The following is a 21,589-nucleotide window of genomic DNA, read 5'->3' as shown; positions in this document are numbered from 1 at the left end:
GGCTCGGGCTGGCTGCCGCATTGCCGGCATCCACCGAAGTGGACGCCGGCAATTTCCGTGCTTCAGCCTTGCCGCGCTTTCATGCGCGGATTTTGCTTGTTGATCACGAAGACGCGACCTCGTCGTATGACCACCTGGGAGCCGGGCGCCTTCTTCAATGCGCGGATGGAATTCCTAACTTTCATGCCATTCACCTCCTTCATGATGTGCGGAGCTGAACAGGTCCTTGAGTTCTTCTTCGGTGACCTGGCATTGCTCGAAGACCGTCTCGATCTGCGAAGCTTCGTGTTCGGATCCGTAGAGCAGCAATTCCGAGACGGCGATATTCGAATTCCACGCGCCGGTGTTTTCCATCCAGATGCGCGGGCCGGCTCCGCCGATGGCGACGCGCTCGCTGAGGGCACTAGCCACCCAGAGGATTCCGCGGATGCAGGTGCAGGATTCAGCCAGGGACGGCAGGGCTTTGCGGAAGCGCTCGGGATGAAGCGGACGTTCGGCATGCAGGTGGATCGGCGCAGTGCGGGCATTGGTTGCTGTTCGCGGCAGGTGCCCGGCGCTGGTGCGTTGGCGCGCTGCTCTGGGGTGGAAGGAGCCGAGTCCTTCTTCGTGCACGCAGATATGCGCATGCGGTGCCATCTGCCGAGCTAATTCGAGGCCGGCTTCATAGTCGGCGCCGCCAGCGCGTCGTGGACCGGTGGCACTTTCGAGCAGTTGGGTTTCCAGGCCTTCGACCGGAATGAGGGTATCTGCCTGCATCAATTCGGTGAAGAAGAACTCTCCCGACGTCCTCGCATCGCGTTCCATGGCGTTGAATCCCGATTCCCAGAGGGTGTGCCGGTCCCACATCTGGTTTTCCAATTCGGCGGGATCCAGGGACAAGACGATGCTGCTGATCCGGATTTCCAATGGTTCGAGCTTTGTGCCGAGCATGTCCAGCACTGTTCCGCTAGGCCATGTGGCGGGCAACGCCAGGATCATTGCGGCCTCGGAATCTTCCGGTGCCAGGCGTTGGATCGTCGGCAGGATCTCGAACTTCGTCGCACAGCCGATGCAGGGGTGCCCAAGAACGGTTTCGGCATGTTCTGCGGCTGCAGATCCGGAGACGTGGCGCACCAGCCGATTGCCGTCGACGAAGTCATAGCGCAAGATGACGGCGTCAGGATGGTGGTGTCCCAGGTGGCTGAGGCCGGAGTCGCGGCTGGAAGTATCAAGTGCGGAGAGAACGATGAGATTCACGCGTTCAAGCTTATATGAGAATGAGTCTCAATAGCAAAATTGGGAACAGGGCTTAATGCCTCGGGGCCCGCCCGCAAATGCGGACAGGCCCCCGGAAGCGACAAGAAATATCAGTTCTGCGGCGCGTTGAAAACTACCGCAGAGGTACCCAGGCCTTCGATCGAAGTTTCAAGTGAATCGCCGTGCTTGAGCCACGGGTGACGCCCATTCTCGTCGCGGCGGCCCAACGCAACACCAGATGGCGTACCCGTCAGGATGACGTCGCCTGGCTGCAATTCATTGAATGTCGAGAGGTAGGAAACCAAGGCGTCAGCAGAGAAAATCAGATCATCGATCTGTTCGTCCTGCACCACGGTGCCATTGACCGTGCTGGTAATGCGGGCGGCAGGGTCCAGCTCATCCGGGGTCACGAGCCACGGGCCCAGGGGAGTGGAGCGATCCCAGATCTTGCCCTGCAGCCACTCTTGGGTGCGGCCCTGGTAACCGCGCATCGACACATCGCTGGCCACGGCGTAGCCGGCAATATGCGCGGCTGCATCCTCCTGGCTGATGCGGCGACCCGGCTTGCCGATAATGATGGCCAGCTCTGCTTCGTAGTCCACCCGATGGTCTTCCACTGGAATTTCGATGGTGTCCTTGGCGCCGCATAGGGTGGAAGCGAACTTCGCGAACACCGTCGGATACTTCGGCAGCTCTTCGCCGACCTCGGCCGCATGCGTCTTGTAGTTCAACCCGATGCAGTAGATTTTCTCCGGCTTGGGGATCAGCGGAGCATAGTCGGCTTCGCCCTCGGCGATGGAATCACCCACTAAAGCGCGAGCAACTACTTCTTGCTGAGTTGCGTCATCAAGACGCAGGAAACGCTGCACTGAATCGAGATTGTCCAAGTAGTAGGCGCGGCCATCTTCAATGACAGCAGCGGTGGTATGGCCTGGTTCGCTGGCGAGGCGGAGCGTTGCAAGTTTCATGAATCTATCTCACTACACTTCTCGCTGAAAGTGCACCATATTTCGTGATCGGCAATTGATAGCAATTGGCCTTAAATACGGCCGAGCCAGAGTTTTGATCTGGATAACGTGGCTTGGCCATGCTCCGCTGACCCGGCTAAACTCATGGCAAGCTACGGTCCCAGAGACCAGTCTTGAAATAACGATCTAGATACGAAACTAAAGTGAAGCAGGTTTTAATGTGGGTGACTTTTTTGGCGAGCGATCTCGCCATATCCTCTTCGCCTCGTGGCAGCACTTCTCGCTAGTCGCGCAGTGCTTGATCCTGGCGACAATTATTGCTGTGCTGATTGCCGTATTGGTATACCGCAACAAGCCCCTATCAGGCTTGGCTAACGGCATTAGCGCCATCGGCCTGACTATTCCGTCCTTTGCCCTGATCGGTTTGCTTATTGTCCCCGTGGGCTTCGGGGTTACTCCGGCAGTCATCGTGGTGACGTTCTTCGCCGCCCTGCCAATTCTGCGCAACGCGATCGTTGGGCTGAACAACATCGAACCAACCATTATCGAGTCAGCGCGCGGCATCGGCATGAGCCGGCTGAAGACTCTGATATCAGTAGAAATTCCCATAGCTTGGCCGGTGATCCTGACTGGCGTACGAATTTCAGCCCAGATGGTGATGGGCGTCGCCGCAGTGGTCTCCTACGCCCTGGGTCCTGGCCTCGGCGGGTTCATCTTCCAAGGACTCTCGCGTCTGGGCGGCGCGAACTCCCTGGAATCCGTGATCACCGGCGTAGTTGGCGTCGTGATCCTGGCGCTCATCCTTGATTTGATTTTGCTCGGCATTGGCCGACTGACTACCCCGCGAGGTATCCGTGTCTGAACATAAGATCCCTGAAAATGCCATGGCCCAGAATGTCACTGGCGCTTCGATCATGCTTGAGGAAGTAACCAAGACCTACCCGGGACAAAAGAAATCGGCCGTAGGCGGCCTGACCCTGGAGATCCCTGCCGGGTCCATCGTGATGTTCGTGGGGCCATCGGGCTGCGGCAAGACGACCACCCTGAAGATGATTAATCGCCTGATCGAGCCGACCAGCGGCAAGATCGTCATTGACGGCGAAGATGTCACCGGCATGAACGGTGATGAACTGCGCCGCCGCATTGGCTATGTGATCCAGGCTGGCGGCCTGTTCCTGCATATGACCGTGGCGACCAATATCGCCATGGTTCCAAAGATGCTGGGTTGGCCCAAGGAGAAGATCGCTGCCCGCGTCGACGAGCTGCTGGAACTCGTCTCGCTGGATCCGGAACTTTACCGGGACCGTTTCCCCAAGGAGCTCTCCGGCGGCCAGCAGCAGCGTGTGGGCGTCGCCCGTGCATTGGCAGCGGATCCACCGGTCTTGCTGATGGATGAGCCATTCGGTGCAGTTGACCCAATTACCCGCCAGCGTCTGCAGGATGAGCTGCTGAACATCCAGTCTGAAGTCCAGAAGACGATCGTGTGCGTGACCCACGACTTCGACGAAGCGGTGAAGCTCGGCGACTGGATTGCGATCTTCAACGAAGGTGCGCAGTTGGAGCAGTACGACTCCCCAGAAAGGATCCTGGCCAATCCGGCCAGCGAGTTCGTGGAGAACTTCATCGGTTCGGGTGCCGGCTTGAAGCAGCTGACCTTGACGCGGGTGAACGAAGTGGAACTGGGAGAAGCCATCACCACCACACCGGGCAAGAATGCTTCGGAGGTGCTCTCGCAGCTGCAGGGCGCCGGACGCAAATACGCGGTAGTGCTTGATTCGCGGGGACGTCCGCTGCGCCGCATGGACCGCCGGCAACTGTCGCGTGCCCAGATCATCGAGGGTACCTACGATGAATCCATGCCGGTCGTCGGTGAGCAGGCTACCTTGAACGACGCATTGGACACCATGCTGGTGGCCAGTTCCGAGTCGGCCCTGGTAACGGGACGCCGTGATGTGCTCACGGGTGTCATCACGGTGCAGACCGTCATGGAGGCGATCGCGGCCGCGAACAACACCACGGATGCTAATCACGAGGCGCCGGTTGGCCTGAACTCGGGTGCCATCAACGTCGTGAATATCGATAGTGCGGCCACCGGGCAGGATGGTGAATCGGCATGAGATCCGAAACCCGCAGCTTGATTTGGCAGATCGCCGGAATCGCAGCTGCTTTCGCCATCTTGGTGGGTTGGCTGGTAACAGCCGACCTGACCGAGACCGAACAGCAAACGCTGGATCCGGCAACGATTTGGGGCTACACCCTCGACCACCTGAAGATCACGGTCATCTCGGCGCTCATCGTTCTGCTGATCGCGATTCCGCTCGGCGTGCTGCTCACTCGCCCCGGACTGCGCAAGGCAGCCCCGGCGGTGCGCGCCATTGCCAACTTCGGCCAAGCCGCACCCGCCATTGGCGTCATCGTGCTCTTGGCCTTCTGGTTGGGGTTCGGCCCGAAAACTGCCATTGTCTCACTGGTGATCTATGCGATTCTTCCGGTGCTCTCCAACACCATTGTTGGCCTGCAGCAGGTTGATGAACGCCTGGTGGAGGCCGGGCGGGGAATCGGCATGAGCCAGATGTCCGTGCTGTTGAAGGTCGAGCTGCCGTTGGCCGTCCCGGTGATGCTATCGGGCATCCGCACAGCCCTGGTGCTGCTGGTAGGCACCGCGACGTTGGCAACCTTTATCAACGGCGGCGGGCTGGGCATCTTGATCACTACGGGAGTGAACCTGAACCTGAATGTGGTGCTGATTGCCGGCTCGTTGCTAGTGGCCTTGCTGGCTTTGACGATTGATTGGCTTGGCCGCGTCGTCGAACAGGTGGCACGACCGAGAGGACTTTCGTGAACCGCAAACTGAATTTAGCTGTCCTGTCCATGGCCGCGCTGATCGGAATGACTGGGTGCGGACTTAGCCCATCGACTGGGACGGTGCCCAACGCCGGCCCCGCCGAGATCAAGCCGCTGGTCGAAAACGCTGAAGACACCACCGTGACCGTCACGTCCAAGTCCTTTACCGAGCAGCTGCTGCTGGGGAAGATCACCGTGATCGCGCTCAAGGCTGCCGGCTATGACGTCACCGACCTGACCAATGTTCCTGGCTCCCAGCCGGCACGTCAGTTGCTGCTTTCCGGCGACGCGAGCGTGCTCTGGGAATACACCGGTACCGCGTGGCTGACCTACTTGGGCCACGAATCACCTGTTGTGGGTGAAGAAGAGCAGTGGCAGTCGGTGCACGATGAGGATGTTGCCAATGGAATTATCTGGGGAAATCCGGCACCGTTGAACAACACCTACGCATTGGCGATGAACGAAGAAACGACCAAGCGGCTGGGTATCACCAAGCTTTCCGAACTGCAAACGCTGGACCCCGAAGATCTGACGTTCTGCGTCGACCCGGAATTCAATTCCCGTCGAGACGGTCTGACTCCAATGCTGGAACACTACGATATCGACCGTGGTTCGGAAGTGGCTGAGGACAATATCGGCCTGTACGACGTGGGTGCCATTTACCAGGCAACCGCTAATGGCGCGTGCAACTTCGGTGAAGTCTTCACCACTGACGGACGCATCAAGGCGCTTAACTTGACCGTGCTGGAAGATGACCGGAAGTATTTCCCAAGCTACAACGCCGCCCCGGCTTTCAACGGAGAATTTCTTGAAAAGCACCCGGAAATCCAGCAGATCATGGACAAGATCGCTCCGTTGCTGACTGATCAGGTTTTGATGGAACTGAATTACCAGGTGGACGTGGTTGGCCGTGAACCGGCGGATGTTGCCTTCGAGTGGATGGTTGACCAAGGCTTGGTCTCCAGTCCCTAACCGAGACAACGAAAACTGCATGGATTAGGCAATGGATCCCCGGCATCGCGATGCCGGGGATCCATTTCAATGTCGCCGAGGATTCACTGGGGATTGGTTTCTCTCGGATGGATTTGCTTGCAGGATAGAAATAGGTGGAGGCCATCTACCTATTGCTGGTTCCGGGTGCCTAGCTCGCCGTCGACTTCATCGGCGATTTCGGTCGTGGCAGCGGTAGTGATGGATTCTTCCTGCCAAATTTCCTCTAGCTCTGCGGATAACTCGGCTTCTTCTTGGGCATTATCGGGAACTGGGTCATTTGCGTTCATGGCCTCAGTCTAGCCATGTACGCGTCTGAGTAAAGGGGTGCATGAAAAATGATTTCAGTAGAAACTTTCCTAGTCAGTATCTAAATACGGATCTCTTGAATAGCCAGATGAAACTTTTTTAGGGAAAGTGGTTGACGCTTCAACTTCATTAGTGTCATACTGGTATCAGCAAAACAAATTGAGGCGTCAACTACTTGATGGCCCGACGAAAGGATTTAGACATGACTGCATCTGCACTGACCACCGGAACCTGGAACCTCGACGCATCGCACTCCGAGATCGGCTTCTCGGTTCGCCACGCAGGCATCTCCAAGGTTCGCGGCAGCTTCACTGAATTCGACGCAACCCTGACCACCGGCGCAACCCTGGCAGATTCCTCGGTCGAGGCAACCGTCCAGATCGCATCGGTCAACACCAAGGACGCTAACCGCGACGGCCACCTGAAGGGCGAGGACTTCTTCAACGCCGAGCAGTTCCCAACCATGACCTTCAAGTCCACTGCGGTCAAGGGCGAGGCTGGCGAGTTCATTCTCGTTGGCGATCTGACCATCCGCGGCGTGAGCAAGGAAGTTGAATTCGAAGCAGAGCTCGGCGGCGAAGCTGTAGACGCTTTCGGTGCAACCCGCGTTGGCTTCTTCGCATCCACGACCATCTCCCGCAAGGAATTCGGCATCACCTGGAACGCAGCACTGGAAGCCGGTGGCGTTCTGGTCAGCGACAAGGTCAAGATCGAAATCGACGCTTCGTTCGTACTGCCAACCGCAGAGTAAAAGTTTCCCGAAGGCCGTCATGGGGATGACGGGATAAGGGCCGATACCGGCAAAGCCTCCGGCTCACGAAAGTGAGCCGGAGGCTTTGTCGTTAAAGTCGAGGGAAGAAGTGCCTAGGACCCGCTGAATGACGGGTCCACGGAAAATGCGATAGCACCGATGACAAGGAATGCGACATACACGATCCAGAGCACGCCCAAAATGGTGCCGATCCAACCGGTCACTTTGCCGACCGTGGATACCGTATTGAATTCCCTTTCGGCTTTATTGGCCTTGAAAATAGCAATCGGGCCAAGGATCACGCCTGCAACGAAGATGGACACAATGCCAAGAATCATCGAGGTCTGTGCCAGCTGGGTGCCTTGAAATTGGGATGCTGTCGGATAGCCGAAGTTGCCCTGGGGGTACTGGCCCGGTTGGCCATGTGCCTGTTGATTGTAGTAAGGCTGTTGCGGGACGCCGTTGAGATCGTAGGAACCAGGCTGCTGGTACTGCCGGTTCTGACCCTGGTGCCCTGAAGAATAGGGGTTTCGTGGTTCTTCGCCTGGACTGGTCATGGCAACCTGCTTTCCGCTTGTGAGGCTCGTTCGCTTAATTCAAGATTCTCACATGCAACCGGCAATAACATCTAATCTCTAGAAGAACTCTCTGCAATGCCAGAATGCCCCCTACCTGCCAGTGAAGTCAGCTGGCTGGATGCATTCTGCGCCACAGCGCATGAGTGCCAGTCGCCACCGCCACAAGTAATAGGCTCAGTGCCAAGCCGATCCCGAAGATCTGTCCGTAGTGGCCATTCTGCGCTAAATCTGCAGTTAGGTAGGTCGCCGCAGATGCCCCGGCGAATAGGGCGAAAACGAACAGTGAAACGGTGGTGGCCCGCGCGTCAGGCGAGATATCGGTCGCCCACCCCTGCATTGATGAGTGCATGATCGCGTTCGTGGCACCCAGGAAGAACGCGGTGAAGGTGTAGGAGGCAGGGGAGGGAGCGAACACCGAAGGGAGGAAAGCTGCGCAAAGCACCAGGCCGCCACCCCCAATAAGCCACGTTCGGCCAATGCGTGCCACCAATCGGCGCATCAAGCGTGCACCCAGAATGACTCCCAGGGCAAAAGCGCAACCTAGCGCTCCCGCCAAGCCAATAGTGACACCGGATTCTTGCAAGGCGGGAACGATATAGGTCAGCAATCCCATGAGCAGCCCGCCTTCGAGGAAGACGATGGCATAAAGGGCCAAATTCATGGGACGCAAAGCTGCACGGAATTGGAATCCGGAACGCGAATGCTCGGGCTCTGCCGCCTTCCGCAAGCTATACAGGGCCGCTACGCAACCCAGTGCAGGCAACAGGAACACCAGCCGCCAGTTCGCGTATGTTGCCAATGCTCCTGAAGCTAATGTCGCCAGGGTGGTGCCCAGCGAGGAATAGATCTGCAAATCAGATAAGCCCCGCGCGCGTTCTACCCCGGTACGCGTATCGCCCAGGAGCGTCATCAGCGTTGGATACAGCGCGCCGAACATAAACCCGATGACGGAGCGGGCAATGAGTAGCGGCAAATAGTCGGTGAACATGATGCTGGCGACCGCGCCGAGGCCAGCGCCGATGAGCGCCGCGCGCAAAACCGCCAGACGCCCGAAACGATCGCTAAGCACGCCCCAGATCGGCTGGCCAATGGCATAGAACAAGGCATAGGAAGCTACCAGTTGGACAGCTTGGGCGAAACTGAGCGAGGTGCCCAGCGAAAGTGCGACCAGCATGGGCGGAGTGCCATAGCGGTCGAAGAAGGAAAGGAAGCCGACGAAGCGCAAAGCCGAATCGGGAATGGTGCGTACCGAAATCCGAAGGTCCTGTTGTTTCTCCATCCCGGCCCTTCAAGTGAGAATCTTCCGCCTGCCTATCCATGTAAACAGAATCTGCCCGCTGATACTGTTTTGGATGACTGCTGCCACGGGCAGATGACGCATTGGCAGCTAGGCAGTTACCGGTGCTTCAGCCATGAACTCGCACTCAATTCCGGTCGCGCCCAGCGGCAGCGCCATGGACACGTCCATGACTGGCCAGGATTGGCGGGCTGGGTGCGCCAGGTATCTCCGGTAATGAAAATCCGAGGCAAGGGAAGCATAACGGATTGCCGTCACGATGGAGCCAGGGAAGTCATCGCGGGATTGAGCGTTTCCATTCCACCGGTGCGCTTCCGCGAAATGGTCGAGGCCGGGCTGCCGGCGTCGGTTTTTGCCGCGCGCGATCGAATAGAAGCGGACCTGAAGGATTTCACTGCCGGCGGCTAGGGCAAGAAGTCGACAGCACGCTTAAATGCACTCGCGGCCGGTTCCCCTGGAGGTTTAGGAGGGGGGAACCGGCCGCGAAAGCTTATATTGCGCCAGCCTTACAGACCGCGAACCATCAGGACGTCCAAGGTACGCGGGCCGTGCACGCCTTCAACGCGCTCCAGCTCGATATCACTGGTGGCCGACGGACCGGAGATCCAGGTCTGCGGACGGGTGATGGCCAGTCGCGGCATGGCTTCTGGCAGCAGGCGCACGATCGAGGAGATCGGCACGATGCACACATGGTGGTCGGGTACCAGCGAAATCGCGCGGCGGCCCTGGTTTGGCTCGCCATCGAGGATGATGGTGCCGGACTCGGCGACCGAAACGGCCGACGAGGTGACCACGGCGCTGGTTTCATCCAGTTCGGCGATGCTCAGCCGTGCGCCCGGGGCATCGATGCGCTGCTCGACCTTCTCGCCCAGCCCTGAGAGCCAGCCGGTGTCCAATCCATGCGGGTAGACAACGCTGGAGGCTCCCGCCAGCTTGGCCGCTACGTATTCCGGGATCTGCGCGGCGTCAATGACGTCCACCCCGGCCTTATAATCCACCAAGCGGTCCACCAGCAGGTCGATGAGCTCAGCTTCACCCATATCCGAGGTCTTGCGGTATTCGCGGGGTACCTCTTGGGCGACGGGAGCATCGGCTAGTGCCGAGCGGATCCGTCCCAGGATTTCGTCTTTTGCGCTCACTTGGACTCCTTCTCGTCGCTCCACCAGTCGCGGAAGGACTTGTTTGGCGGGGCGGGAATGTCACGGCTGGCGGTCCACCCTGCGGCGATGCCCGGAAGCTTCTTGATCTTCTTTTCCTTGCCGGACATCAGCCGGCCCAGCGGCAAGGCCTTTTCGAGCAGGCCGAGGTTCTTGCCCTTGCCCAACGCCCAGGAACCGCCCTTCATCAGCAGATCCATCTGGGTCGGGAGCTTGTGCTTGTCGCGGTTGGCATCCACGTCCTCGCCGCGCAGGTGCACGAGGATTTCCGGGATGTTGATCTTCACCGGGCAAGCGTCGTAGCAGGCGCCGCACAGCGAGGAAGCATATGGCAGGGAACCGTTTTCCTCGACCTCGATGCCGGTCAGCAGCGGGGAGAGGATTGCGCCGATCGGGCCTGGGTAGGTCGAACCGTAGGCGTGGCCGCCGGTGCGCTCGTACACTGGGCACACGTTCATGCAGGCCGAGCAGCGGATGCAGTTCAGCGCGGTGCGGCCGAAGCGGTCGGCCAGGGCGCGGGTGCGGCCGTTATCCAGCAGCACGATGTGCACGTTCTGCGGGCCATCGTCTTCGCTCACGCCGGTCCACAGCGAGGTGTAGGGATTCATGCGCTCGCCGGTGGAAGACCGCGGCAGCAGCTGCATGAAGACCTCGATGTCCTCCCAGTGGGGGAGAACCTTCTCGATGCCCATGACGGTGATCAGGGTTTCTGGCAGGGTCAGGCACATGCGGCCGTTGCCCTCGGATTCCACTACGCCCAGGGTGCCGGTATCGGCCAGCGCGAAGTTCGCGCCGGAGATGGCGACCTTGGCGGAAAGGAACTTCTTGCGCAGGTGCTTGCGGGCAGCTTCGGCCAGCTTGGCTGGCTCATCGGTCAGGTTCGGATCCACTACCGGCATTTCCTTGAGGAAGATGTCGCGCACCTCGGTGCGGTTCTTGTGGATTGCCGGAACCAGGATGTGGCTTGGCTTGTCGTTGCCCAGCTGGACAATCAGCTCGGCGAGGTCGGTCTCGAAGGCTTCGATGCCCTCAGTCTCCAGGTGCTCGTTCAGGCCGATTTCCTGGGTGGCCATGGACTTGACCTTGACGACCTCTTTCGAACCGGTCGCCTTGACCAGCTCGGTAACGATCTTGTTGGCTTCGTCCGCGTCACGGGCCCAGTGGACAATGCCGCCCCGGGCGGTGAAGTTCTTCTCGAACTCTTCCAAACGCTCTTCGAGGTTGGCCATCGTCAGGTTCTTGATGGCGCTGCCGGCGTCGCGCAGCTCTTCCCAGTCCGGAAGCTCGCCGACGACGTTCAGCCGCTTGTCGCGAATGGTGTGGGTGGCGTGGCGCAGGTTCTTGCGCATCTGGGTGTTGCCCAGTTCGCGGTGCGCGGCCTTGGGGAATGGCTCGGTCTCGAACAGGTTGCCCTGCCCGCCGGCAGGCATGCCGAGGAATACCTGAGTCACAGTGACACCGTCTCTTCCATGGTGCTGGCCAGGATATCTGCCAGGTGCAGGGTCTTTGGCTTGGCTCCGGTGCGTGAAAGTCCGCCGCCGATGTGCATCAGGCAGGAGGCATCGCCGCCCGCGCAGGCCGAGGCGCCGGTGGAGCAGATGTTCTTCATCTTGTCTTCGAGCATTGCCGTGGAGACATCGGAGTTCTTGATCGAGAAGGTACCGCCGAAGCCGCAGCACTGGTCAGCTTCCGGAAGTTCGTTGACGGTGATGCCGCCGACGGTCTTGAGCAGATCAAGTTGCCGATCGCCGAGTTTCAGCGAACGCATGCCGTGGCAGGAAGGGTGGTAGGTGATGGTCTGCGGGAAGTAGCTGCCCAGCTGCTCGGCGGCGTTGGTGATCCCCAGGACATCCACCAGCAGCTGGCTCAGTTCATAGGTGCGCTTGCCCACGGCAACTGCGCGTTCCTTGAGCTCCGGCTTGCCCAGGCGCTCTGCCAGGAAAGGGTGCTGGTGCTTGACCGAAGCAACGCAGGAGCCCGAGGGGGCCACCGCGACGTCATAGTCTTCGGTGTCGAAGGCATTGATGTGGTTTTCGACCACGGGCAGGGCTTCAGGCATATAACCGGAATTCATGTGCATTTGCCCACAGCAGGCTTGCGCCTTGGGGAAAATTACTTCATGGCCCAAGCGTTCCAGGATTTTCACTGTCGACTTGGCGGTTTCCGGATACATAGCATCCACAATGCACGTGGCAAAGAGAGCAATTCGCATAATAAATGACTCTTTCAGGGTGTGGTCAGACCATACTATGCCACGTACTTCGTAATAGTCAAGACTTGTTGTGATAGCTCTCACCTTGTACTCTAGGTGGTCGGACCACATATGGTCAGACCATCTCGAGTAAGGACGCCCACACCGTGTTTACACCCTCCACGGATCCGATCGCGGGGAGCATAGCTGTTTCAGCGCTCATCGCACTGATCCCGCTTGTAGCCTTCTTCGTACTTCTGGCGGTAGTCAAGGTCAAGGCCCACTGGGCCGGCCTCGGCTCGCTCGCTGTTGCCATCCTCGTGGCGATCTTCGGCTGGAACATGCCGGTTGGATTGGCATTGAACTCCGGACTGATGGGCATGGTCTTCGGTGCCTTCCCTATCGTCTGGATCGTTGTCATGGCGATCTTCCTCTACCAGGTCACCGTCAAGTCGGGCCGCTTCGAAGACCTGCGCCGCGTCTTCGACGTCATCGGCGGCGGCGATGTGCGCATCCAGGCCGTGCTGATTGCTTTCTGCTTCGGCGGCCTGCTTGAAGCGCTGGCCGGCTTCGGCGCACCGGTGGCGATTACCGCCACCATGCTGCTGGCATTGGGCCTGTCGCCCCTGCGCGCAGCCTGCGCGGTGCTGATTGCCAACACCGCCCCGGTGGCCTTCGGCGCCGTGGCGATCCCGATCACCACCGCCGGTGCCCTGACCGGCATCCCGGCTGCCGACATCGGCGCCATCGTTGGACACCAGTCCCCGCTGCTGGCGCTGTTCGTCCCATCGATCCTGGTGCTGATCCTCGACGGCTGGCGCGGCATGCGCCAAACCCTGCCGGCAACGCTGACCATCGGCATTTCCTTCGGTGTCGCCCAGTGGCTGTGCTCGACCTACTTCTCCTATGAGCTGACCGATATCGTTGCTGCGCTGGTTGGCTTGGCCGCCGCAGTGATCCTGCTGCGCTTCTGGACTCCAAAGGGTGCCGACGAGGCACGCCAGCGCGTGCTGACTGCTGAAGCCGCGGCAATTCCATACGAAGCCAACGCCAAGCTGCACCCGGTCAACACCTGGATGGCCTTGTTCCCGTACCTGCTGGTTATCGTCATCTTCGGCGTGGCCAAGCTGTGGAAGCTGGGCGTGGACATTCCTGCATGGCTGGCAACCACGGACATCAAGTTCGGCTGGCCAGGACTGGACGGCAAGATCCTGAATGCTGATGGCGAAGCGGTATCTTCGACCGTCTACAACTTCCAGTGGCTTTCCTCCCCGGGCACCTTGCTGCTGATCACCGGCCTGATCGTGGCCCTGGTCTACGCGAAGAACGACGGCAACGGCAAGTACAAGATGACCTTCGCCGAGGGTGCTGCCGAAATCGGCAAGACCGTCTACAACATGCGCTACGCCGCGCTGACCATCCTCTCGGTCCTGGGCCTGGCTTACGTGATGAACCTTTCGGGCCAGACCATTACCATTGGCACCTGGCTGGCAGGCACCGGCGCATTCTTCGCCTTCCTGTCGCCAATCCTGGGCTGGATCGGCACCGCGGTGACCGGCTCGGATACCTCGGCCAACGCGCTGTTCGCCAAGCTGCAGCAGACCGCTGGCATCAATGCCGGCATCGATCCGAACCTGCTGGTTGCCGCCAACACCTCCGGCGGCGTGGTCGGCAAGCTGATCTCCCCGCAGAACCTGGCCATCGCCGCTACCTCGGTGAAGATGGAAGGCCAGGAGTCGGTGATCCTCAAGAAGGTTGCCGGTTGGTCCGTAGGCATGCTGCTGGTGCTGTGCTGCTTGGTTTACCTGCAGTCCACCCCGGTTCTGTCCTGGATGCTGCCTTAGCCGTGAACGGCTAAAATAGATCCGATGCCAGTAAACCCAGCTCCGCGTGCGTACCAGATTGTTCTCCAAGCAATTGAAGAGGATCTGCGCAAGGAGAAGCTCTCCGTTGGAGACCAGCTTCCCGGCGAGCGTGCGCTCGCGGAGCAGCATGGGATCTCGCGGGCCTCGGTCCGCGATGCCATCCGCATCCTTGATGTGATGGGCATTATCAAGACTTCCACCGGCTCCGGGCCCAACTCCGGAGCGGTGATCATCTCCAACCCCTCGGCAGGCATTTCGCAGGCATTGCGCCTGCACTTGGCGGCCAAGGGGATCAACGTCCGCGAGATCGTCGAATCTCGCATCCTGCTGGAAACCTGGGCAGCGCAAATGACGCCGCGCGATCCGATCCATGCCCAGCAGGTCATTGACCGCACCGCGGTGCTGATCATGCGCATGGACGACGCGCAGCTCTCGCGCGAGGCCTTCCACCGCATTGATGCCGAGTTCCATGTGCTCCTGGCCTCCATGGCCGGCAACGCGGTAGTGGAATCGATGATGGAATCGCTGCGCAACTCGATCAGCGACTATGTCTCCGAATCGGTGCCCAGCGACGAGGCCTGGCAGCCGGTGGTGCGCGTCCTGCGCCGCCAGCACAAGGCCATCCACCACGCATTCGCGACGAACCAGCGCGAACGGGCGGCCCAGCTGCTCGAAGAGCACATCAACTGGTTCTACTCGCAGACCCGCTAGATCCGGCAGGATAGTTTTCAAATAAATAAGTCGGACTTTATGGCCCCTCGCACCTCTTATATCTGATATGTTTTTGGGGAAGCGACGGGGCTGATTTTTCGGATTTAACAGCTGGTTCATACCGCTGATGGGTTCCCGTCGATGTACCATCGACACTTCATGCGAGGGAATTCATGAGCCAACTTTTTGACCTGTCCGGACGCCTGGCCCTGGTCACCGGATCCTCCCGCGGCATTGGCCGCGAACTTGCCAGTGCCTTGGCGGATGCCGGTGCCACCATCATCCTTCACGGCCGAGATGCGCAACGCCTGGCCGAAACTGCCGCCGAATTCGGTACCCGCCATGGCACCGAAAGAATCCATAGCGCCTGCTTCGATGTCACCGATGATGCCGCCGTGCGCGAGAACATCGCAGCCATTGAAAAGAACATCGGCCCCATCCGCATTTTGGTGAATAACGCGGGTATCCAGCACCGCGTGCCCATGCTTGAATTGGAAGTATCTGACTGGCAGCGCGTGATCGACACGAACCTCACCAGCGCATTCCTGGTAGGCCGAGAAGTCGCACGCTCCATGGTGCAGCGTGGCGAAGGCAAGATCATCAACATCTGCTCGGTGCAAACCGACCTGGCCCGCCCCACCATCTCCGCCTACACCGCGGCCAAGGGCGGCCTGCGCAATCTCACCCGCGCCATGACCGCCGAATGGGCTGGTTCGGGACTGCAAATCAACGGCATCGCACCGGGCTACATCCACACCGAGATGACGCAGAATCTGGTGGATGACGAGAAATTCAATTCCTGGATTCTGGGCCGCACCCCGGCTGCCCGTTGGGGAACTGTCGAGGATCTGGCCGGACCAGCAGTCTGGTTGGCCTCGGATGGATCGAACTACGTGAACGGGCAGACCATTTTCATCGACGGAGGCATGAGCGTTGTCGTCTAATTCCCTCGCCACCAGCACGTTGGCCGTCGTGGCCCATGCAGCCGGTGATTTGCGTATTGAACAAATCGAGCTGGCAGCGTCGCGAGCAGATGAAGCACGCGTTGCCATCGCTTACGGCGGTATTTGCGGATCAGACTTGCATTACTGGAGCCACGGCGCCGCCGGGGAATCGATCCTCAAGGCTCCAATGGTTCTCGGGCATGAAATCGTCGGGACCGTCATGCAGGCCGCCGCTGACGGCAGCGGGCCGGCAGCCGGAACCAAAGTCGCCGTGCACCCGGCAACACCAGGCGAGACCGGGGAACCCTACCCGGCCGACCGCCCGAATCTTTCCCCGGGGTGCACCTATCTGGGCTCGGCCGCCCGCTACCCGCACACCGAGGGCGCATTCGCCCGCGAAGTGAACCTGCCATCACGCATGCTGCGTGAGCTGCCTGCTGGCTTAGCACTGCGTGATGCGGCACTGGCAGAACCGGCTGCGGTTGCTTGGCATGCGGTGTCGCGCGCCGGTGAAGTCGCCGGCAAGAAGATGCTGGTTATTGGTGCTGGGCCGATCGGAGCTCTCGCTGTAGCAGTGCTCAAGCGTGCCGGAGCCAAGGAAATCATCGCAGTGGACATGCACGAGAAGCCGTTGGAAATCGCCGGGAAACTCGGTGCCACTTCAACTTTGCGCGCCGGTGACCAGGAAGCTCTTGCCCAGGTGGGCGCGGACGTGGTGATCGAGGCCAGCGGCAACTTCCGCGGGTTGGCCTCCGCCGTGCGCGGTGCCGTGCGCGGCGGTCGAGTGGTCATGGTCGGGTTGCTGCCCTCTGGAGAACAGCCGGCGCTCATTTCGCTGGCTATTACCCGCGAGCTGGAACTGGTTGGTTCCTTCCGCTTCAACGACGAAATCGACCAGGTGCTTGCTGCCCTGGCCGACGGGTCGCTGCAGGTTTCCGAGGCGGTTACCCACGAGTTCGCGGTCGCCGATTCGCTTGAAGCTTTTGAAACGGCGAAGGATTCGGCTCGCTCCGGTAAAGTCCTGCTGAACTTCCTGGGGCAGTAGTTGGCTTCAGCTAGAAGTGCACCGCGGCGGCCCCTGAAGTCAGGGGCCGCCGCGGTGCTCTTTGCTTCAGCGAACTCTAGTTGGACTCTGCGATGCTTACCGCGGTTGTCACGGGCACCGGATTGGCGAAGAGGTCCAGCACCGGGCAGTGGGCATCCACTGCGCGGCGCAGTTCTTCATAGCGTTCAGCTGATTCCGGTCCGGCAATCCGGATGTCCAGATCCACCGACGAGAAGCCGGGGCGGATGGTCTGGTCGATGCCAAAGAGTCCGCGGACATCGAGGTGGCCATTGGCCTGGATCTTCACGTCGTCCACCTGGATGCCGAGGTTCTGCGCGTACAAGCGGTAGACCACAACCTGGCAGGAGATGAGCGCTCCGAGCGCGTATTCCACGGGGCTTGCGGCCAGGTCGCTGCCACCCAGGGCAGCTGGCTCGTCGACCTGGAAGGTGTGCTTGCCCGAGACAATGTTGCTGGCTACTGAATCGAAGCCTTCGCCCTCCACAGTGAAAGTCAATTGGGCACTTTGCGGGGCAGCCGAAATTCGTTCGCCCCAGCCCTTGCCTGCTTCCTGCAGGCGCTGTGCGCGGTCTTCGGATACGGTTGGGGCAGATGCTGCATTAGTCATGGGGAATTGATCCCCTTTCTGGCGCAAGGGGCGCCATCGCTTACGCATCTTGGCTGTCAAGATGCGTCGAATCTTCACCTGGGGCACCCCGCACAATGACGCAGGAGGGTTGCCGTCCACTCAGCCAGGGCTCAAAGAGTGGAACTCGTGATTCAGTGATTAATTTCTATCGGTTACAGGGCCCGCGGGTAAAGGGCAGAAGTAACTTTTCGTCACCGGGCATCTTGCTTTCCGGCTCGCTAAGATGGAATCTAGCTCTCGGGCGCCCACTGCACGAACAATGAACGGCGAGTATGGAATTCCAGCTGACACTTTCTGCGGCCCAGACCTTGGTGACCGAATCCGAATACAACCTGGGCCAGTTCCTGTGTGATTCCGGAAAAGTGCAGATCGCCAACCGGGTAATGCAACCGGGATCTACCCGCATCTCCGGTGTGGTGCTGCGCGAATCGGTGATGGCCCAATTGGAAATCACCGAGGGCAATATCAGCTTCACCAGCTTCTGCGGGAAGCATCCGGGGGTTCAGTCCTGTGAAGATGTCGCCGCCTTGCTCATCGAGGTCACCACCGAAGAAGACCAGGGCTTCTTCGTCTCCGACTCCGGGGTGGATCCCCACGCATGGAAACGCAATAGCAAGCCGCAGTGGGAACGTACCCTTGACCGTCTGCTTCCAGTCATTTCCGATGAGCCGCTGGCTGTCGAAGAACCGCTGGGATTGATCCTGAAAGTGGTCAGCGAACCCCGTTATGGCGGCGAGGACGCGCTGACCTTGCAGGCACGCCCGGCCCGCCAGGGAACCAAGAGCCCCTGGATCCAAACCGGGATCAGCTGGCGCAATGTTGCTTTTGATGCGCGGTTCTCCAAGAAGCAGCGTCGTGCGGTCGTTGAACTGGACCGGTTGCGTGAACACGTTGAACAAGATACTTATCGCCATTCGTGGGATCCCAAGGAGTGGATCTCCTTGATGGATCTTCCAGGCCAGGACCTGCTGGATGCGTTCGAAGCCCTGCGTGAAGCTGGAGTGCAGATCGTCAACGGTGGTTCTACGGCCAAGGCCCCGGTGGAGTTCAGCGAGCAACCAGCCATGGCACACGTGGATGTGCGTCGCGGTGAACATGGCCTGAGCATGGAAGGGAAGCTGCGCGGGCCGAGCGAAGAGCACGTCTACCTCTTGCCCATAGGCACGCCGCCGACCTTGTTGACTTACGCGTCCAGCCCCTTGCCGAAGGCCAGGGAAATCGGTTTGGCCCGGTTCGCTGAACCGGTCACGAAGGAACTGGCCACATTTATTGAATCCGGTGCGCAATCCATCCCGCAGGAAGGCGTTGAGCTTTTCGAGCGCCAGCACCTGGATCGATTGCGCCTGATGGCACCGTTGAAGAGCGAGGATGACAGCTACAGCATCCCTGTTCCAGCACGCCCCAGCCTCAAGCTGTCCCTGGAGAGCATCCGAACTCCGCTGACCGTGAGCTATTCCTGGGAGTACGGCTCCGCGGGCCCCCGCCAGTATGCCGTGGAAAAGGAAATTGCTGCTTCGGTGCAGGACAAGCTCGGCGCGCAGGCTTCCTTGGGGCAACTGACCTCTTCAGGAATCTTCCCGCCGAAGGAATTCAGCACCTCCGAATCCATCGATTTCTTGGTCTACGCATTGCCGCTCTTGGCAGAGCATCCTGATGTGGTCGTTGAAGAGCAGAACAGGCTGCCGAAGTACCGGATCAGCCACGCGCCGGCCGCTGTCAGTGTCGAAGCCGGCGAAAGCACGGGGGACTGGTTCGACTTGTCTGTGGAAGTGCTCCTGGACGAGACCAAGGTCCCGTTCCCACTGCTGCTGGAGGCCTTGACCAAGCAAGATGAGTATCTCGTCCTCGATGACCTTACGGTGATCCCGATTGATGGTGCAGATTTCACGCAGCTGCGCCAGCTGATATCAGAGGCCGGGGAGCTGGGCACGGTGCAGGGCGATACGATCCGCATCCATAAGTTGAGCATCGACTGGTGGCAAGAACTGGTGGATCTGGGCATTATCGAAGCCCAGCACAACCAGTGGCTGCAGACCATGAAGGCGCTGCAAAGCGGTGAAGAAATGCAGCCGGTCCAGCTAGCGGAAACGTTCAACGCTGAACTGCGCCCGTATCAGGGCCACGGCCTATCCTGGCTCAACTTCTTGCGTACCCATGATCTCGGTGGCGTCCTTGCCGACGATATGGGTCTGGGCAAGACCGTCCAGCTGCTGGCTTGCCTTGAACAAGCGCGCGTCGAGGATCCTGCACAGAAATTCCTGGTGCTGGCTCCTACCTCGGTGGTGGGTAACTGGATCAATGAGGCGCAGCGATTTGCGCCGCAGATGAGCGTCACCGGCATTACTTCAACAGCTAGAAAGAGCGGCCAAAGCATGGCTGCGCAGATCGGTGATGCCCAGCTGGTAGTTACCAGCTACACGATCTTCCGCCTGGCCTATGAGGATTTCGAAGCAGCCGGCTTCAACGTCATGATCATGGACGAGGCCCAGCAGCTGAAGAACCATGCCTCCAAAGGCTATAAGCAGGCCCGGCAGCTGCCAGTGCCGTGCAAATTCGTGGTCACTGGCACACCCATGGAAAACAACCTGATGGAACTGTGGGCGTTGGTCTCACTGGCTGCACCGGGCCTGTTGGGCGGTGCGAAGTCCTTCAAGGACAACTACCAGAAACCAATTGCCGACGGAGACCAGGAGCGCTTGGAGCGCCTGAAGAGCCGTCTGCGTCCGTTCGTGCTGCGCCGTACCAAGGAACAGGTCGTTCCAGAGCTGCCGGCGAAGACCGAACAGGTGCTGGAAGTCGAACTGGAGCCGGGGCACCGCAAAGCCTATGACCGCCGCTTCCAGCGCGTGCGGCAAGAAGTCCTGGGCCTGGTTGACGACGTTGATTCGAATCGCTTCCAGATTCTCCAATCGCTGACCTTGCTGCGCCAGCTGGCCTTGGATCCGTCCCTGGTAGGGGAGGGCGATGCCCCGAGCGCGAAGCTTGAAATGCTGCGCGAACTCATGGGGGACGCGGTTTCTGAAGGGCATAAGATTCTGGTCTTTAGCCAATTCACCAGTTTCTTGGCCAAGGCACGCGACGTCGCTGAAGAGCTGGGCATTGAGCACGGATACCTTGATGGGTCCACCACTGGCCCTAGGCGCAAGGAACTGATTGACGGTTTCGGCGAGGGAGATTTCCCGGTCTTCTTCATCTCGCTGAAGTCCGGCGGCTTCGGCATTAACCTCACTTCCGCCGACTACTGCATCTTGCTGGACCCATGGTGGAACCCGCAGGCCGAAGCCCAGGCTATTGACCGGGCCCACCGCATTGGGCAAACTCGTCCGGTCTATGTGTACCGCTTGGTGGCAAAGGACACCATCGAATCCAAGGTGCTCGCGCTGCAGGCCAAGAAGACGCAGCTGTTCAATGATGTCCTGGGAGAGACTGCCCAAGCCGCGCAGAGTGCGGCGTTAAGCGCCGATGATTTCCTGGCGCTGATGGAGTGAGCCTAAAAAGCTGAAGCCTTGGAAACCAGAAGGTCTCCAAGGCTTCAGCTGAAGATCGGGAACTAGAGAATCTGTTCAAAGCTGTCGTTGAGGCGGTGCAGGAGATCTCCAAAATTCTTCAGTTCGGCGGCTTCCCATTCCTTGAGCTGGCGGCGCAGTTCCTCACGCAGCGTGTTACCGCTGGAGCGCCACTTCTCCTTGGCGATTTCTGTTGCCGAGACCAGCTGGGCCCGGCCATCGGAAGGATCCTGGGTGCGGGTGACAAGTTCCAGAGACTCGAGGTGCTGCACGAGGCGGGAAATAGTCGCCTTGTCCAGACGCAGTTTTTCTGCGAGTGCTCCCTGTTGCTGGGCTTCATCACGGATGACCACTGCAAGCAAGCGGTACCCCGGATCCTGCAGGTCCGGGTGGATGATCTTGGCGCGACGGATCAGCATCTGGCGGGCGCGCAATAAGATGGCGGTGAATTCTTCTTCGACCGTCTGCATCAGTTCTTCTTCTTGCATACAAACCATTCTAAAGATTAATGGTCAATAAGTCTGATATTGGAAACCGCAGCCGTTCGA

22 protein-coding genes and 1 riboswitch are annotated in these 21,589 nt (G+C 59.6%); of the genes, 11 read left to right on the top strand and 11 right to left on the bottom strand.

Features of this window, described 5'->3' with window-relative positions; translation table 11 throughout:
• Positions 1-62: 62 nt before the first annotated feature.
• The 3 genes from ykgO to ACIQTS_RS12680 form a co-directional block, all read right to left on the bottom strand.
• Positions 63-185, bottom strand: a complete 123-nt coding sequence (gene ykgO, locus ACIQTS_RS12690) for a type B 50S ribosomal protein L36 (RefSeq protein WP_402473578.1) — start codon at positions 183-185, stop codon at positions 63-65.
• Entirely contained in the window at positions 175-1,236 is a 1,062-nt protein-coding gene (locus ACIQTS_RS12685) for a GTP-binding protein (RefSeq protein WP_402473577.1), read from the bottom strand. The genes ykgO and ACIQTS_RS12685 overlap by 11 nt, the downstream gene beginning before the upstream one ends.
• Before the next feature lie 110 nt (positions 1,237-1,346).
• Entirely contained in the window at positions 1,347-2,204 is an 858-nt protein-coding gene (locus tag ACIQTS_RS12680; protein ID WP_332731296.1) for a fumarylacetoacetate hydrolase family protein, read from the bottom strand.
• A 220-nt stretch (positions 2,205-2,424) separates the two neighbouring features.
• Here ACIQTS_RS12680 and ACIQTS_RS12675 point away from each other — a divergent pair, with 220 nt between their 5' ends.
• The 4 genes from ACIQTS_RS12675 to ACIQTS_RS12660 are packed head-to-tail and all read left to right on the top strand — an operon-like array spanning position 2,425 to position 6,020.
• Positions 2,425-3,066 (top strand): ABC transporter permease, encoded by a 642-nt coding sequence (locus tag ACIQTS_RS12675; protein ID WP_105656261.1) that lies wholly within the window; start codon positions 2,425-2,427, stop codon positions 3,064-3,066.
• Positions 3,059-4,321, top strand: a complete 1,263-nt coding sequence (locus ACIQTS_RS12670) for a betaine/proline/choline family ABC transporter ATP-binding protein (protein ID WP_402473576.1) — start codon at positions 3,059-3,061, stop codon at positions 4,319-4,321. Before ACIQTS_RS12675 ends, ACIQTS_RS12670 begins: the two co-directional genes overlap by 8 nt.
• Positions 4,318-5,046, top strand: a complete 729-nt coding sequence (locus ACIQTS_RS12665; protein WP_105661999.1) for an ABC transporter permease — start codon at positions 4,318-4,320, stop codon at positions 5,044-5,046. Before ACIQTS_RS12670 ends, ACIQTS_RS12665 begins: the two co-directional genes overlap by 4 nt.
• Positions 5,043-6,020 carry a glycine betaine ABC transporter substrate-binding protein gene (locus ACIQTS_RS12660; protein WP_402473575.1) on the top strand — a complete coding sequence of 326 codons (978 nt, stop codon included), beginning with the start codon at positions 5,043-5,045 and terminating at the stop codon, positions 6,018-6,020. The genes ACIQTS_RS12665 and ACIQTS_RS12660 overlap by 4 nt, the downstream gene beginning before the upstream one ends.
• Before the next feature lie 149 nt (positions 6,021-6,169).
• Here ACIQTS_RS12660 and ACIQTS_RS12655 read toward each other — a convergent pair whose 3' ends face one another.
• Positions 6,170-6,328 (bottom strand): hypothetical protein, encoded by a 159-nt coding sequence (locus ACIQTS_RS12655; RefSeq protein WP_402473574.1) that lies wholly within the window; start codon positions 6,326-6,328, stop codon positions 6,170-6,172.
• A gap of 221 nt (positions 6,329-6,549) precedes the next feature.
• Here ACIQTS_RS12655 and ACIQTS_RS12650 point away from each other — a divergent pair, with 221 nt between their 5' ends.
• Positions 6,550-7,098, top strand: a complete 549-nt coding sequence (locus ACIQTS_RS12650) for a YceI family protein (RefSeq protein ID WP_105656264.1) — start codon at positions 6,550-6,552, stop codon at positions 7,096-7,098.
• A gap of 113 nt (positions 7,099-7,211) precedes the next feature.
• Here the strand turns inward: ACIQTS_RS12650 and ACIQTS_RS12645 are convergent, their stop codons facing one another.
• Both ACIQTS_RS12645 and ACIQTS_RS12640 read right to left on the bottom strand, forming a co-directional pair.
• Positions 7,212-7,655 (bottom strand): DUF4190 domain-containing protein, encoded by a 444-nt coding sequence (locus ACIQTS_RS12645; RefSeq protein WP_105656265.1) that lies wholly within the window; start codon positions 7,653-7,655, stop codon positions 7,212-7,214.
• Positions 7,656-7,782: 127 nt separating this feature from the next.
• Complete coding sequence (locus ACIQTS_RS12640; protein WP_402473573.1) at positions 7,783-8,955, bottom strand: MFS transporter; 1,173 nt, start codon at positions 8,953-8,955, stop codon at positions 7,783-7,785.
• Positions 8,956-9,048: 93 nt separating this feature from the next.
• Between ACIQTS_RS12640 and ACIQTS_RS12635 the strand changes: the two genes are divergently transcribed.
• Positions 9,049-9,381 carry a hypothetical protein gene (locus ACIQTS_RS12635; protein ID WP_402473572.1) on the top strand — a complete coding sequence of 111 codons (333 nt, stop codon included), beginning with the start codon at positions 9,049-9,051 and terminating at the stop codon, positions 9,379-9,381.
• Positions 9,382-9,479: 98 nt separating this feature from the next.
• On the opposite strand, the gene ACIQTS_RS12630 is transcribed toward ACIQTS_RS12635, so the two are convergent.
• The 3 genes from ACIQTS_RS12630 to ACIQTS_RS12620 are packed head-to-tail and all read right to left on the bottom strand — an operon-like array spanning position 9,480 to position 12,342.
• Complete coding sequence (locus ACIQTS_RS12630) at positions 9,480-10,112, bottom strand: LUD domain-containing protein (RefSeq protein ID WP_105656267.1); 633 nt, start codon at positions 10,110-10,112, stop codon at positions 9,480-9,482.
• Positions 10,109-11,560, bottom strand: coding sequence for a LutB/LldF family L-lactate oxidation iron-sulfur protein (locus ACIQTS_RS12625; protein WP_105662149.1), 1,452 nt, complete (start codon positions 11,558-11,560; stop codon positions 10,109-10,111). The genes ACIQTS_RS12630 and ACIQTS_RS12625 overlap by 4 nt, the downstream gene beginning before the upstream one ends.
• A 17-nt stretch (positions 11,561-11,577) precedes the next feature.
• Positions 11,578-12,342, bottom strand: a complete 765-nt coding sequence (locus ACIQTS_RS12620; protein ID WP_105656268.1) for a (Fe-S)-binding protein — start codon at positions 12,340-12,342, stop codon at positions 11,578-11,580.
• A 146-nt stretch (positions 12,343-12,488) separates the two neighbouring features.
• Between ACIQTS_RS12620 and ACIQTS_RS12615 the strand changes: the two genes are divergently transcribed.
• The 4 genes from ACIQTS_RS12615 (at position 12,489) to ACIQTS_RS12600 (ending at position 16,886) form a co-directional block, all read left to right on the top strand.
• Complete coding sequence (locus tag ACIQTS_RS12615) at positions 12,489-14,165, top strand: L-lactate permease (RefSeq protein ID WP_365943363.1); 1,677 nt, start codon at positions 12,489-12,491, stop codon at positions 14,163-14,165.
• A gap of 24 nt (positions 14,166-14,189) precedes the next feature.
• Positions 14,190-14,897, top strand: coding sequence for a FadR/GntR family transcriptional regulator (locus tag ACIQTS_RS12610; RefSeq protein ID WP_105656270.1), 708 nt, complete (start codon positions 14,190-14,192; stop codon positions 14,895-14,897).
• Positions 14,898-15,070: 173 nt separating this feature from the next.
• Entirely contained in the window at positions 15,071-15,841 is a 771-nt protein-coding gene (locus ACIQTS_RS12605) for an SDR family oxidoreductase (protein ID WP_402473571.1), read from the top strand.
• Positions 15,831-16,886 (top strand): L-idonate 5-dehydrogenase, encoded by a 1,056-nt coding sequence (locus ACIQTS_RS12600; RefSeq protein ID WP_402473570.1) that lies wholly within the window; start codon positions 15,831-15,833, stop codon positions 16,884-16,886. Before ACIQTS_RS12605 ends, ACIQTS_RS12600 begins: the two co-directional genes overlap by 11 nt.
• 76 nt (positions 16,887-16,962) lie before the next feature.
• Here the strand turns inward: ACIQTS_RS12600 and ACIQTS_RS12595 are convergent, their stop codons facing one another.
• The gene (locus tag ACIQTS_RS12595) at positions 16,963-17,514 is read right to left on the bottom strand and encodes an OsmC family protein (protein WP_402473569.1); all 552 of its coding nucleotides are present in this window, start codon (positions 17,512-17,514) and stop codon (positions 16,963-16,965) included.
• 31 nt (positions 17,515-17,545) lie between these two features.
• Positions 17,546-17,667: riboswitch (SAM riboswitch) on the bottom strand.
• A gap of 140 nt (positions 17,668-17,807) precedes the next feature.
• Between ACIQTS_RS12595 and ACIQTS_RS12590 the strand changes: the two genes are divergently transcribed.
• On the top strand, positions 17,808-21,023 hold the full coding sequence (locus ACIQTS_RS12590) for a DEAD/DEAH box helicase (protein ID WP_402473568.1): 3,216 nt from the start codon (positions 17,808-17,810) through the stop codon (positions 21,021-21,023).
• Between the two features lie 62 nt (positions 21,024-21,085).
• Here the strand turns inward: ACIQTS_RS12590 and ACIQTS_RS12585 are convergent, their stop codons facing one another.
• Positions 21,086-21,529, bottom strand: a complete 444-nt coding sequence (locus tag ACIQTS_RS12585) for a MarR family transcriptional regulator (protein WP_365943366.1) — start codon at positions 21,527-21,529, stop codon at positions 21,086-21,088.
• Positions 21,530-21,589: the final 60 nt, after the last annotated feature.

Source organism: Glutamicibacter sp. NPDC090743, from assembly GCF_044769125.1.
GTDB lineage: Bacteria > Actinomycetota > Actinomycetes > Actinomycetales > Micrococcaceae > Glutamicibacter.
The sequence above is the reverse complement of the archived record's forward strand: the minus strand, read 5'-3'. Positions and strand labels throughout refer to the sequence as shown.